The following is a 13,302-nucleotide window of genomic DNA, read 5'->3' on the forward strand; positions in this document are numbered from 1 at the left end:
AGGCTCCGCCGTGGAGTTCGTGCGCCTACTGCTGGTGTTCCTGCACCTGCTCGGCATGGGCATGCTGATCGCGATGTTCTTCGTCCAGCGCCGGTCCGGGGGCGACGCCCCGCTGAACAACGGCTGGCTGCACGGCAGCGCGTTGCAGCTGCTCACCGGCCTGGCGCTGATGGGCCTGGCCCCGGTGACCGACCAGGACTACAACGACATCAAGATCGGCGTGAAGCTGCTGTTCCTGGTCGTCATCGCGGCGCTGGTCGCGGTCAACCTGAAGAAGAAGCCCGCTGCCTGGCTCACGCCCGTCCTGGCCGGCCTGGTCGTGGTGAACGTCGGCATCGCCGTCTTCTGGACGTAGGCGCGGGCCTCAGCGCCGCCGGAACAACGCGCCCAGCAGCAGCCCCGCGCCGACCAGCCCGACGGCGGCGCGGGGGCTGGGCCCGGACCGCACCTCCACCACGGGCCGGATCACCGCCGGCGGTGGAGCCGCCGGCGGCTCCTCGACCACGTTCTCCCGCGCCGTGGCCGTCCACGCGGTGATGAACAGCAGGAACTGGGCCACCAGGTTCGCGAACACCAGCACACCGATGACCGGCCCGAACGCCGCACCGGCCGGCGAGCTCGTGACGCTGCTCAGGTAGATCGTCGCGACCTGCTTGAGCGTCTCGAACCCGATCGCCGCCGCCGCCGCGCCCTTGACCGCGCTGCGCCAGCCGACGGGCTCGCGCGGCAGCTTGGCCAGCACCCAGAGGAACACCAGCCAGTTCGCGACCAGCGCCAGCGCGATCGTGCCGATCTTCAGCATCGCCTCGCCCCACCCGACGCCGTCCAGCCCGACCCACCGCAGGACCAGCTCGGCGAACCCGCTGCCCGCGGCCGTCAGGCCGAACGACACCACCAGCGCCAGCCCGAGGCTGATCAGCGCCAGGAAGTCCTTCGCGGTCGTCTTCAGGAACGGCCGGTCGGCCTTCGCGTGGCCCCACTGCGCGGTCAACGCGTCACGCAGGTTGCTCATCCAGCCGAGGCCGGAGTAGGCGGCGGCCAGCAGGCCGAGCACGCCGACCGTGCCCTTGGACGTGATGGCCTGCTCGACCACCTCGTTGATGGTGTTGCCGAGCGTGCCCGGCACGGCCTCCGCGATGGAGGCCTTCAGCTCGTCGAGCAGGCCCGGCTCCGAGGCGAGCACGAAACCGGCCACGGCGAAGCCGATCATCAGCATGGGCACGAGCGACAGCACGCTGAAGTACGTCACCGCCGCCGCGTAGTGCGCCCCGTACTGCTCGCTGTACCGCTGGGCGGCCCGGAACAGGTGGTCGAGCCACGGCCGCCGCCGGCGCATCCGGTCGAGCTTCGACTCGGTCCCACCCTTTTCCGCCACCCGGAAAAAGCTAATGCGTCAGGTGATCACACGCCACTCGACAGGAAGCCGATCCGGTCGTAGGCCCGCGCCAGCGTCTTCGCGGCCACGCCGCGCGCCCGTTCCGCGCCGCGCGCCAGCACCTTGTCCAGCTCGGCGGTGTCGTCCAGGTACTCGGCCACCCGCGCCCGGACCGGCGTGACGAACTCGGTGAACACCTCGCCGAGGTCCTTCTTGAGGTCCCCGTAGCCCTTGCCGTCGTAGTCCGCGACCAGGGACTCGATCGAACGCCCGGTCAACGCGGAGTAGATCACCAGCAGGTTGCTCACGCCGGCCTTGTGCTCCGGGTCGTACACGATCTCGCGACCGGTGTCCGTGACCGCCGACCTGATCTTCTTGGCCGACCGCTTCGGGTCCTCCAGCAGCTCCACCACGCCCGCAGGCACGGACTTCGACATCTTCGACGTCGGGTCCTGGAGGTCGTAGATCTTGGCGGTGTCCTTGACGATGTAGGGCTCGGGCAGCCGGAACGTCTTCCCGTAGCGGGTGTTGAACCGCTGCGCCAGGTCGCGGGTCAGCTCGAGGTGCTGCCGCTGGTCCTCGCCGACCGGCACGTGGTGCGCCTGGTAGAGGAGGATGTCCGCGGCCTGGAGGATCGGGTACGTGAACAGGCCGACGCCGATGGCCGACTCCTGCCGCGCGGACTTGTCCTTGAACTGGGTCATCCGGCTGGCCTCGCCGAAACCGGTCAGGCACTGCATCACCCAGGCGAGCTGGGCGTGCTCGGGCACGTGCGACTGCACGAACAGCGACGAGCGGTCCGGGTCGATGCCGAGCGCGAGCAGCTGCGCGGCCGAGACGCGGATGTTCTGGCGCAGCACCTTGGGGTCCTGCTCGACGGTGATCGCGTGCAGGTCGACGACGCAGTAGAACGCGTCGTGCGTCTCCTGCAGCGCCACCCACTGGCGGAGCGCGCCGAGGTAGTTGCCGAGGTGGAAGGAGCCCGCGGTCGGCTGGATGCCGGACAGCACGCGGGGGCGGCTCACCGGAGCCGGGTTCTCGACAGGCTGGCCCACGGCCTCGCCTGCGGCGTTCTCCGTAGAGTTTTCGACGGCCACGGGAGGATTCTCCCAGGCCGATCAGACCCCCGTGGTGGCGGGCCGCACCTCGGCCGGGTCGCCGCCGTCGACCGCCGGGGCGGTGGCGACGGGCTGGTTCGCCGCCGTGCGCACCACCGCGGTCCTGCGACGCCGGACCAGGCCGGCCACCAGGCCGATCGCGCCGAACGCCACCGCGGCGACGCCGACCGGTGCTTCGAGGGAGACGGGATCCGCCACCGCGCCGTCGGCCGCCACCGCGACACCTTCGACGACCAGGGAAGACGCCGCGCCCAGGACCAGACCCAGGACCGCACCGCGACCGCGCACCGCCCAGCCTCCTCACCAACACCGTGCCACTCCACCAAGGAGTGAACCTTGTTGACGGACGGCCGCGAACCTACCGAAGCTGTGAGGCTGCGGTGTTCGGTTCAGGTAAACGCGACCGGCGGCAGACTAACCACAACCGCTCCCACCCCTCCCCGCAGGGGTTACCTCACGACGTCGACTCGGCCATATGTCGTAGTGCGCTGTCGGGCCGGGCGTCCGGCGAGTGCTGCGGTGGCGTGGAGCTGGGTGGTGGTGCGGGCGGAGCCGTGTTCGGAGCCGGCCATGCGGCTGATGGTCTCCTCCATGAGGGTGCCGCCGAGGTCGTTGGCGCCGCCGCGGAGGACTTCGGCGGTGCCGTCGTCGCCGAGTTTGACCCAGGAGCACTGGACGTTGTCGATGCGGCCGTGCAGGGCCAGGCGGGCGAAGGCGTGCACGGCCCGGTTGTCCCGCCTCGTCGGGCCCGGGCGGGCGACGCCGGCGAGGTAGATGGGGGCGTTGCGGTGCACGAACGGCAGCCCCACGAACTCCGTCAGCCCGCCGGTGCGGTCCTGCAGGGCGGCGAGTGCCCGGAAGTGGCCGAGCCAGTGACCCGGGTGGTCCACGTGGCCGTACATCATCGTCGACGAGGAGCGGAGGCCGACCTCGTGCGCGGTGGCGACGACGTCGAGCCAGGTGGCGGCGGGGAGCTTGCCCTTGGTCAGGACCCAGCGGACGTCGTCGTCGAGGATCTCGGCGGCGGTGCCGGGGATGGTGTCCAGGCCCGCGTCGCGCAGTTCGGTGAGCCATTCGCGGACGCTGACGCCGGCCTTGGCGGCGGCGGCGACGATCTCCATCGGGCTGAACGCGTGCACGTGCATCCCGGGCACCCGGGTCTTGATCGCGCGGACGACGTCGGCGTAGTAGGTGACGGGCAGTTTCGGGTCGATACCGCCCTGCATGCACACCTCGGTCGCACCCGCGTCCCACGCCTCCTGCGCCCGATCCGCCACCTCCGCGATGGACAGCCGGAAGGCGTCCGCGTCCCGCTCGCGCTGGGCGAAGGCGCAGAACCGGCACCCGACGTAGCAGACGTTGGAGAAGTTGATGTTGCGGTTCACCACGTAGGTGACGTCGTCGCCGACGACCTCGGCGCGCAGCTCGTCGGCGAGCCGGGTCATCGTCTCCAGCGCCGCGCCGTCGGCGGTGAGCAGCGCCATGGCGGCGTCGGTGTCCTCCAGGATCCCGGCCGGGTTGTCCGCGGCCAGCCGCAGCGCCCTCGCGGTGTCCTCGGGCAGCCGTTCGACGGCCTTGGGGACGGTCAGCGAGGCCCAGTCGCCGTAGACGCTGTCGAAATCGCCGCGCCGGTCTTCGGTGCGGCCCTCGGTGTCGATGGCGGTGTTGAGGTCGGCGCGGCCGTAGGTGTCCACGCCGCCGTCGGGTTCCTGCCACTCCCGGCCTGCGACGGGTGCGTCGGGGTCGGCCAGGCCGTCTTCGCGCGCCAGGGCGGCCACGTGCGCGGTGAGGCGGGTGTCGATCCACTGGCCGGCGGTCGCGGTGACGTACCGGGGGTAGACGGCGAGGCGTTCGTTCAGCTCGAAGCCGGCGTCGCGGGTGTGTCGGGCCAGGGTGTCGACGTGGGGCCACGGGCGTTCGGGGTTGACGTGGTCCGGGGTCACCGGCGAGACGCCGCCCCAGTCGTCGATGCCTGCCCGCAACATCAGGCCGAACTCGTCACCGACGAGGTTGGGCGGGGCCTGCACGCTGGTGGACGAGGGCATGACCAGGCGGGCGACGGCGATCGTGGCGGCCAGCTCGTGCAGGTCCGCGTCGGGCATGCCGCGCATCGCGGTGTCCGGCTTGGCCCGGAAGTTCTGGATGATCACTTCCTGGATGTGCCCGTACTGCCGCGCGATCCCCCGCATGGCCAGCAGGGACTCGGCGCGTTCGGTGATGGTCTCGCCGATCCCGATCAGGATGCCGGTGGTGAACGGCACGTTCACCCGACCCGCGTCCGTCAACACCCGCAACCGGACCGCCGGCTCCTTGTCCGGACTGCCGTAGTGCGGACCGCCCTTCTCCGACCACAACCGCTCCGCCGTGGTCTCCAGCATCATGCCCATGCTGGCCGCGACCGGACGCAACCGCTGCAACTCCTCCCAGCTCAGCACGCCGGGGTTGAGGTGCGGCAGCATGCCGGTCTCCTCCAGCACCGCGATCGCGCAGGCCCGCACGTAGTCGAGGGTGGAGGAGTAGCCGCGGGCCTCCAGCCACTCCTCGGCCTGGGGCCACCGTTCCTCGGGGCGGTCGCCCAGCGTGAACAGGGCCTCCTTGCAGCCCTGCGCCGCCGCCGCACGCGCGATGTCCAACACCTCGTCCCGTTCCAGGAACGCCGCCGGCAGCTTGTGCGGAACCGTCGCGAACGTGCAGTAGTGACACCGGTCCCGGCACAGGCGGGTCAGCGGGATGAAGGCGTTGCGGCTGTAGGTGACGACCCCCGCACGCCCCTCCGCCAGCAGGTGCGCGTCACGCACCCGGCCCGCCGCCTCCAGCAGCACCTCCAGATCATCACCGCGGGCGTGCAGCAGCACCGCGGCCTCGGTGACGTCCAACACCGCACCGTCGGCGGCACGGCGCAACGCGCGTCGCATCGACGATCCACTGGGCGTCGGATCCGGCGGGGCGATCGAGATGTCCACGGCCACGACAACGACACTAGGTGGCGAAAATTCCTGATCACGTTCAGTGTGATCTCCACCACGAAGCGCGGTCGGTCACCGGACCGGCGCCCTCCCGGCGACGAGGAGCTCGGTGTTGCGGTCGGTCGGCGTGCCGACCGCGTCCACGTTGGCGTGCGGGTCGTTGAACGCGAACTCACGGGCCAGCGAGGCGAGGCCGCGCGGCGAGAAGTCGTCGTAGTCGGCCTGGTAGGGCGCGTCCCCCTCGACCAGGGTCGTGAACAGGGACAACGTGCCGTCGCCGTTGTCGGCCAGCTCGATGATCCGGGCGTGCTGCGGGTGGTCGACGTGCGCGGCGGTGTTGATCTCCCAGAACGCCCGCTCGCCCGTGCCGTGCGGGACGATCCGGTTCTCGTGGGTGTGGCCGTTGACCCAGGCGACGACGTTCGGGAACCGGCCGAGGAGGTCGACGAGCGCCTTGCCGTCCAGCCTCGGGTCGAGCGGGCGGCGGCGGTCGGGCAGCACGTTGCCCATGGTCCAGCTGGTGTGGTGGCTGAACAGGATGAACAGCTCGTCGGTGACGTCCTGGCGGTGCGGGAAGCCGAGCACGTCGTAGTAGCGGGAGCTGCCGCGCTTGAGGGTGCGTTCCAGCCACAGGTACTGGTGCAGGCCGATCGAGCCGTCGGCGAAGCCCGCGGTGGTCGTGGTGTCGAGGCTGACGCCGGTGACGCCGGGCGCGATCGGGAACGTGTAGAAGACGTCCACGCCGTCGGCGTTGTCGTCGGTGAAGCCGTGGCCGTGCGGGCCGGGGCCGGTGTGGCGGGGGTCGAGGTGCGCCTGGACGAACTCGGCGGTGGTGAACGGCCGGCGGCGGGCGTCCGGGGTGACCGTGCGGACCAGACCGCCCTCGGCGACGACGGCTGCCGCGTCCAGCACGTGGGCGGGGTCGGTCATGGCCCTGGCGAGCCGCTGCACCTGGCCGTCCGCGAAGCCCATGATCTTGCGGTTCGAGGTGTAGAGGCCGTCGACGACCGGGATGCCGTCGGGCAGCGTGCCGACCACGCTGTCGTCGTGGTTGCCGAACGTGCAGTACCACGGGATGCGCAGGCCGGGGCTGTCGAACGGGCGGATGGCGGCGTCGAGCAGGCCGGGCAGGTGGGGGAAGCCCTTGGCCTGGTAGTCGTCGAGGAGGGTGGAGTGCGGGTTCCAGTAGGACTTCACGCCGGAGTCCTGGACGCCTTCGTAGCGGGTGGGGTCGCCGGTGTTGGCGGTGATCCGGCCGCCGTTGAGGACGGCGAGGAACCAGTCGAGCTCGATCAGCTCGTGGTTGTCGGTGTTGTCGCCCGTGGTCACCATGAAGTCGATCGGGCGGTTGGTGAACGGCCCGGTGCGGATGGAGTTGATCCGCTGGACCAGCGCCGTCGACGTGTGCTGGGCCAGCGTCTCGTGGGCGCGGAAGGCGCCGGCGCCCAGCAACGGGTGGGTGTACTCGAAGCGGGCGGGGCTCTGCACGTCGACCACGTGCATGTCGGTGAACTGGACGAAGCAGGCCAGTGACGTGCGCCGATCCGCCCGTCCCGCGCCGGGCGTCGCCAGGTCGGACCGCACCACCACCGGCCACCCCGGTCCCGCCTGCAACCTCCGGTACCCCGTGCCGCCGACCGCCGTGGCCGCGGCGTCCAGGGTCGTGCCGGTGGTCGCCGCCCAAGCGGGCCCACCCCACAAGAACACCGCGCCGGCCGCACCCGTCGCCTGGAAGAAACGCCGCCGGCTGATCCCGCCCATCGAACACTCCCGCGTCTCGGTTAGGTGAAAAGTTCTCACGAACCGGGGAGCGGGTCACGAACTCGGGGCGAAGTGCGGCCGAACGAGCGAAGTCGAACGTCGGGTTGACCGATTCCGTTGCGGTGCGACGGACCAACGGACTGACGCGGACCGATCAGCTCCGCGGCGGGATCAAGCCGTACAGCTCACTGGCCCGGCTTCGGCCAGTCGAAAGTCACGGTGACGGGAGCGTGGTCGGACCAGCGCTCGGCGTAGGTCGCGGCCCGCTCGACCACGGCCGTGCGGGCGGTCGCGGCCAGGGCTTCCGTGGCAACGTGGAGATCGATCCGCCAACCGGAGTCGTTGTCGAACGCCTTGCCCCGGTACGACCACCAGGTGTACGGGCCCGCCACGTCCGGGTGCAGGGAGCGGACCACGTCGACGTAGCCCGCCTCGCCGTACACGCGGTCCATCCAGGCGCGCTCCTCCGGCAGGAAGCCGGACGACTTCTGGTTCGTCTTCCACGCCTTGAGGTCCTCGGCCCGGTGCGCGATGTTCCAGTCGCCGCACACCAGCACCTCGCGCCCGTCGGCGGCGGCCTTGTCGCGCAGTTCCACCAGGTACGGCAGGAACGCCGCCATGAACCGGTCCTTCTCGTCCTGCCTCGGCGTGCCGACGTCACCGCTCGGCAGGTACAGCGACGCCACGACCACGTCGGCCAGCTCGACCTCGACGTACCGGCCCGAGTGCTCGAACTCGGCCACCCCGAACCCGATCCGCACGGCCTGCGGCGCCTCGCGCGTCAGCACGGCGACCCCGTTGCGCCCCTTGACCTCGGAGAACGCGTGCGCCACGTGCCAATCCTCCGGCGAGCGCACCTCGTCCGCCAGCTGCCCCGGCTCGGCGCGCACCTCCTGCAGGCACACGACATCGGCCGCCGTCGCGGCCAGCCACTCCAGGTAGCCCTTCTTCGCGGCGGCACGCAGCCCGTTGACGTTGATCGAGGAGACGGTCAGCACCCGGGCAGCCTAACCGCGATCCGCGACCGCCCAGCCGTGCGGGTACTCGGCGCCGCAGCCCGTGCAGGACGCGGTCAGGCCCCACATCAGCACCAACGGGCTGCTGCCCTCCGGCGACGGCACCCCCGCCATCTCGTGCCCGTCCACCACCGACCGCAGACCGGGCCACTCCGGCTCGCACGCGCAGGTCACCACGCCACGCCGGAACGAACGCCACTTGAAGAACATCCGCCAATCAGATCACGTGCAGCCGCTGTCCGAGGTGGGTGTCACGAACTCGGCCTTCACCCACCGCCCGTCCGACAGCAGCCGGAAGCCGTTCTCGATCCGCGCCTCCGCCCGCACGACCGCGTCACGCGGCATGGTCGCCACGATCGGCTGGGTGTCGGCCGGTCCCGACCGCACGTTGAGGATGTCGGCGATCACCGTCACCTTGCACTCGCGCGCGGCCGTCTCGTCCACCCCGAGCTTCTTGCCCTCGTTGGCGACGTACATCAACCCCGCCGCCGCGAGCACGCCCGCGACGACCATGCCGCGCACCGGAATCCCGAACATCACGCCTCCCGACACCTCTGCCGAAGTGCAGATATAGCGCGAGCCGGTGGGCCGCGGGCCGGTCGGCGGCGCATTCCACCCCACCGGGGAACCGGACGGGTGACGCGACTACCCGGCGATTACCGAAGTTCGACCACGGGCGGCGAGTTCGTCCAACTCCAGCAGTCCCCGCAACGGGTTGCTCGCCGCCCGCTGCTTCTGGTCAGCGTGCACCAGGAGTCCGACGACCGCAGCGGCCCACAGCACCAGCAGGGCGGCCGTTTCGAGCCAACCGAACGCCGCGCCGCAGGTCAGCAGGACAGTGGTGATCGCCACCGGGCCGGACAACGCGAACAGCACCGCGACAACGCTGGTGACGAAGTCCCGGAGGTTGCGGATCTTGGTGTACGCGTTCCAGTCGTCGTAGGAGAACACCCCGATGAACGGAACCACCACGGCCAACGGCAGGTCCCGGTCTCTCAGCGCCAAACCGATCAACACCATGGCTCCCGCGGTCAAGGCCCACACCGCCACTCCGACCGCAGGTGGCCCCCAACGCCATCCGTGCAGGAGTCCGACGGACGTGGCGGCAATGCTGACCAGCCAGAACGCACTCGCCATCAGGACGGCGAGCAGCACCGCCCGTCCCCGTTGCGCCTCGTACACCGGAGCGGCACGGTCGATCTCGGTCCAGTCCCGTTCCCGTACCACGAACGCCTTGTGCCCCTCGCGCAGCAACGGCTGGAACTCGGCACCCCGGATCAGCCTCCGGAGCAGTTCACGACGCACACCCGGCCGCAGCGTGCCCAACAGGAGCAGCTCCAGCGGTTCGAGACCGACCGCGACCGCCCAGGCGTAGCAGACCCAGTCGACCTCCCACTCCGGCACGCCGGTCGCCACCGCGTGATCCAGGAATTCGACCACCTCGTCCCGCGAGGTCACGGTCCGATGCAGCCGGGGGAAGGACCCCCACCTCCTCCGGACCGTTTCGGATTCGAGGTGGCTCCGTACCAGCTCGCGTTCCCGGGCAGGCAGCCGAGCGATCCCCTTCCGCAACCGGGCGGAGGCCCGAACCGAGGTCAGCGGGATCACCAGCCGGGGGTCGATCGGCCCGGGGTCGCCGTCGAACGACCACGACGTGGCCAGCAGGTACGCGATCCTGGCTGCGACCACGGCGATGTTCGGCGTGGCCGAATCGCGGAACGGCACCCACACCCAGTCCAGCCGGGGCACGCCCGCCTTCGGCTCGACCTCGGCGAGCGCGGCCTCCACCTCGGGATCGGCGATGAGCACCGCCAAGTGCCAACCAGCGCTGTAGGCGTCGTCGCTGTCATCCCAGATCAGGGACGCCAGCACTTGAGCGGCGGCCGGTGTGGCGATGGCCCGCAGGGCACGGCGCGCGTCACTGCGTCCGGTGGCCGCTGCCAGCACGGGGACCGCGAGATCACCCATGCTGATCAGTTCCGCGAACGCGCCCATCTCCAACAGGACCTCGGCGGCCTCCGGCAGCTTGGTCGCCGCGAGCACGGTCGCCGGGACCTCCCCGCCGCCGGCACGCACCGATTCGACCAACGACCAGAAGATCGCCCGGCCGCGCGGGCGCGGGTCGGCGGCGACCGCGCCGAACGCCTTGACCACCTCCGGGGTCGACTCCGACAACCGCGCCCGGAAGTGTTCGGTGATGCCGTCGGCCACGCGGGGGTCGACCACCTGGGCGTCGGCCAGGCACTCGAAGGCCAGCACCGGGTCCAGTGCCCACACCGCCTCGATCATCGGCGCGCTGTCCTCGGCCACCGTGCCGCACCACAGCTTCACCGTCTCACGCCAGTCCTCCGGCGACCGCCGGTACCTCGCCAGCAGCCCGGCGCGGTCCTGGGCCAAGGCCTCGGCGGCCAAGTACTCCTGCAGGCTGAGGTGGGCGAACTGGTACCGCTCACCGCCGTCCACGGCCAGCAGCAGCCCGCTGCGGTCCACGATCTCGCGGAGCACCGCCTCGGCCTCGGACCCGTCGATGGTCAGCTTGGGCAGCATGGTCGAGATCTCGGCCAGCACCTGCTCGTAGCCGAGGGTCCGCCGGTCGGCCGTGGCCTCCGGCATGTCCTGGGTCAGCAGCGCCAACCGGCGCAGCACGGCCTTCTTCGCCGGGCCTTGGTACCGATTCGCGCTGTGCTTGAGTCTGCTGAGCAGGGCCTGGGTCGCCTCCTGGTAGAACTCGGCCCGCGAGTGCGGCAGCACGCGCTCCTGGTGCGCGTCGTCGCCGTACAGGTAGGCGATCATGGTCAACAGGAGCGGGTTCGCCGCCAGGCGCATGATCCGCGGGTTGTCCCGCAACGCCGACAGCAGCCGGTCCACCCCGTGCATCCCCGGCCACTGCCGCAGGAAACGCCTGATCAGCCGCTCGTCGAACTCCAAGACGTGGAAGGCGGCGTCGATCTCGGGTGCCAGGTTCCGGTCGTAGATCGCGGTGCGGCAGGTCACCACGACCTGGCACGTCGGGTGGCTGCGCACGAAGTCACGAAGCCACAGGGCGACCCGCGCCCGCTCGGCGGCGCTGACCTCGTCCAAACCGTCGAACAGCACCGACAGCCGTCCGGACTTCAGTGCGCGTTCGACGAACCGGGACGCCTTGGGGAAGCCGTCGCGGTCGAACTGCTCGACGACCAGTTGCTCCAACGTCGTCTGGTTGCCGTTGCACCGGTGCAGCTCGACCAGCACCGGGACGCGGCCGCGGCCCTCGCCCTCCGCCCAGGTGAGCATCGAGTGCCGCAGCAGCATCGACTTCCCAGACCCCGGCGGGCCGAGGACGACGACGTGATCGGTGGCCCGGATGCGGCTGTAGGCGTCGTCGCCGTTGCCCGGCCCGACGGCCTTCAGCGGCACGTACACCCGGCCGACGTCGACCCCGAGGTCGGTCGCGAACAGCACCGGCAGCTTCGCCGACGAGACAGCGACCTGCCTGCGGTAGCGGCGCAGCGACCAGCGGCGCAGCAGCCGGGTGCCGGCCAGGGCCGCCGCCACGCGCTTGACGGCCCACTCCACCAGTGCGGGAACCCACTTCTTGCCGCCCTCCCACAGCAGGAGGAGCAGGGCCGCGCCGATGACCAGCCACCACGCGCCGAGGCCGCCCAGGTCCTTCAGGTCTGGCCACTTCATGACCGACTAGTCGGCGGAACGGCCCGGGTCGCTACCGACGTCACCCGAAAATACGAAGGGCCCGACCGCTGCTCGCGATCGGGCCCTCCAAGAGGAACGGCGTCAGCCGGCCATCTTCTTCTGCAGGTTCTCGTCCAGCGTGCCGAGGAAGTCCTCGGTGGTCAGCCACTCCTGGTCCGCGCCGACGAGCACGGCGAGGTCCTTGGTCATCCGGCCGCTCTCGACGGTCTCCACGATGACCTGCTCCAGCGTCTCCGCGAAGCCCGTCACCTCGGGGGTGCCGTCCAGCTTGCCGCGGTGCTTGAGGCCACCGGTCCACGCGAAGATCGACGCGATCGGGTTGGTGGACGTCGGCTTGCCCGCCTGGTGCTGGCGGTAGTGCCGGGTCACCGTGCCGTGCGCGGCCTCGGCCTCGACGGTCTTGCCGTCCGGCGTCATCAGCACCGACGTCATCAGGCCCAGCGAGCCGAAGCCCTGCGCGACCGTGTCGGACTGCACGTCGCCGTCGTAGTTCTTGCACGCCCAGACGTAGCCGCCCTCCCACTTCATCGCGGCGGCCACCATGTCGTCGATCAGGCGGTGCTCGTAGGTGAGGCCCGCCGCGTCGAACTGCGCCTTGAACTCGTCCTCGAACACCTGCTGGAAGATGTCCTTGAACGCGCCGTCGTACGCCTTGAGGATGGTGTTCTTGGTCGACATGTACACCGGGTAGTTGCGCTGCAACCCGTACGAGAACGAGGCGCGCGCGAAGTCCTCGATGGACTTGTTGAAGTTGTACATGCCCATGGCCACGCCGCCGTCGGGGCCGTAGTTGGCCACCACGTGCTTGATCGGCTCGGAGCCGTCCTCGGGCGTGAACGTGATGGTCAGCTCGCCCGCGCCGGGGACCTTGAAGTTGGTCGCCTTGTACTGGTCGCCGTGCGCGTGACGGCCGATGATGATCGGCTTCGTCCAGCCCGGCACCAGCCGCGGGATGTTCGAGATGATGATCGGCTCGCGGAACACCACGCCGCCGAGGATGTTGCGGATCGTGCCGTTCGGCGAGACCCACATCTTCTTCAGGCCGAACTCCTCCACCCGCGCCTCGTCGGGCGTGATGGTGGCGCACTTGACGCCGACGCCGTGCTTCTTGATGGCGTGCGCGGAGTCGATGGTGACCTGGTCGTCGGTGGCGTCCCGGTGCTCGATGCCCAGGTCGTAGTACTCGAGGTTGACGTCCAGGTACGGGTGGATCAGCTTGTCCTTGATGAACTGCCAGATGATCCGCGTCATCTCGTCGCCGTCGAGTTCGACGACGGTCCCCTGAACCTTGATCTTGCCCATACTCAGGGCGCTCCTCTCGCGACAATGCAAGCAAGACAAGCGTACTGCTATGTCGGGTTGCTTGCGTCCACCCG

General features: G+C 70.4%; 11 protein-coding genes. 1 reads left to right on the plus strand and 10 read right to left on the minus strand.

Translation table 11 applies throughout. The features are described from left to right. The first annotated feature begins 10 nt into the window (after nucleotides 1-10). Nucleotides 11-355, plus strand: coding sequence for a hypothetical protein (locus AB0H12_RS15645; protein WP_499623570.1), 345 nt, complete (start codon nucleotides 11-13; stop codon nucleotides 353-355). Nucleotides 356-364: 9 nt separating this feature from the next. Here the strand turns inward: AB0H12_RS15645 and yhjD are convergent, their stop codons facing one another. The 10 genes from yhjD to AB0H12_RS15695 form a co-directional block, all read right to left on the minus strand. Beyond that, nucleotides 365-1,375, minus strand: coding sequence for an inner membrane protein YhjD (gene yhjD / locus AB0H12_RS15650; protein WP_499623571.1), 1,011 nt, complete (start codon nucleotides 1,373-1,375; stop codon nucleotides 365-367). Between the two features lie 26 nt (nucleotides 1,376-1,401). Continuing rightward, nucleotides 1,402-2,430 carry a tryptophan--tRNA ligase gene (gene trpS, locus AB0H12_RS15655; protein WP_499623812.1) on the minus strand — a complete coding sequence of 343 codons (1,029 nt, stop codon included), beginning with the start codon at nucleotides 2,428-2,430 and terminating at the stop codon, nucleotides 1,402-1,404. 63 nt (nucleotides 2,431-2,493) lie between these two features. Beyond that, nucleotides 2,494-2,781, minus strand: coding sequence for a hypothetical protein (locus tag AB0H12_RS15660; RefSeq protein ID WP_499623572.1), 288 nt, complete (start codon nucleotides 2,779-2,781; stop codon nucleotides 2,494-2,496). A 161-nt stretch (nucleotides 2,782-2,942) separates the two neighbouring features. After that, entirely contained in the window at nucleotides 2,943-5,462 is a 2,520-nt protein-coding gene (locus tag AB0H12_RS15665) for a bifunctional FO biosynthesis protein CofGH (protein ID WP_499623573.1), read from the minus strand. Nucleotides 5,463-5,531: 69 nt separating this feature from the next. Further along, nucleotides 5,532-7,220, minus strand: coding sequence for a TIGR03767 family metallophosphoesterase (locus AB0H12_RS15670; protein ID WP_499623574.1), 1,689 nt, complete (start codon nucleotides 7,218-7,220; stop codon nucleotides 5,532-5,534). Nucleotides 7,221-7,405: 185 nt separating this feature from the next. Continuing rightward, nucleotides 7,406-8,218: an exodeoxyribonuclease III gene (locus tag AB0H12_RS15675; protein WP_499623576.1), complete on the minus strand. Its 813-nt coding sequence runs from the start codon at nucleotides 8,216-8,218 to the stop codon at nucleotides 7,406-7,408. Nucleotides 8,219-8,227: 9 nt separating this feature from the next. Continuing rightward, nucleotides 8,228-8,446, minus strand: a complete 219-nt coding sequence (locus AB0H12_RS15680; protein ID WP_230572334.1) for a hypothetical protein — start codon at nucleotides 8,444-8,446, stop codon at nucleotides 8,228-8,230. Between the two features lie 12 nt (nucleotides 8,447-8,458). Beyond that, on the minus strand, nucleotides 8,459-8,773 hold the full coding sequence (locus AB0H12_RS15685) for an SH3 domain-containing protein (RefSeq protein WP_499623577.1): 315 nt from the start codon (nucleotides 8,771-8,773) through the stop codon (nucleotides 8,459-8,461). 108 nt (nucleotides 8,774-8,881) lie between these two features. Next, nucleotides 8,882-11,905 carry an NACHT domain-containing protein gene (locus AB0H12_RS15690; protein WP_499623578.1) on the minus strand — a complete coding sequence of 1,008 codons (3,024 nt, stop codon included), beginning with the start codon at nucleotides 11,903-11,905 and terminating at the stop codon, nucleotides 8,882-8,884. Nucleotides 11,906-12,007: 102 nt separating this feature from the next. Further along, nucleotides 12,008-13,228: an NADP-dependent isocitrate dehydrogenase gene (locus tag AB0H12_RS15695; RefSeq protein ID WP_230572336.1), complete on the minus strand. Its 1,221-nt coding sequence runs from the start codon at nucleotides 13,226-13,228 to the stop codon at nucleotides 12,008-12,010. Nucleotides 13,229-13,302: the final 74 nt, after the last annotated feature.

This window comes from Actinosynnema sp. NPDC023794 (assembly GCF_040639675.1).
Taxonomy (GTDB): Bacteria; Actinomycetota; Actinomycetes; order Mycobacteriales; family Pseudonocardiaceae; genus Actinosynnema; species Actinosynnema luteola.

Bases quoted from the DNA above. Each gene is read 5' to 3' on its own strand.
- AB0H12_RS15690 (WP_499623578.1), bottom strand. From the start codon at position 11,905: ATGAAGTGGCCAGACCTGAAGGACCTGGGCGGCCTCGGCGCGTGGTGG.
- AB0H12_RS15670 (WP_499623574.1), bottom strand. From the start codon at position 7,220: ATGGGCGGGATCAGCCGGCGGCGTTTCTTCCAGGCGACGGGTGCGGCC.
- AB0H12_RS15685 (WP_499623577.1), bottom strand. From the start codon at position 8,773: ATGTTCGGGATTCCGGTGCGCGGCATGGTCGTCGCGGGCGTGCTCGCG.
- AB0H12_RS15695 (WP_230572336.1), bottom strand. From the start codon at position 13,228: ATGGGCAAGATCAAGGTTCAGGGGACCGTCGTCGAACTCGACGGCGAC.
- AB0H12_RS15680 (WP_230572334.1), bottom strand. From the start codon at position 8,446: ATGTTCTTCAAGTGGCGTTCGTTCCGGCGTGGCGTGGTGACCTGCGCG.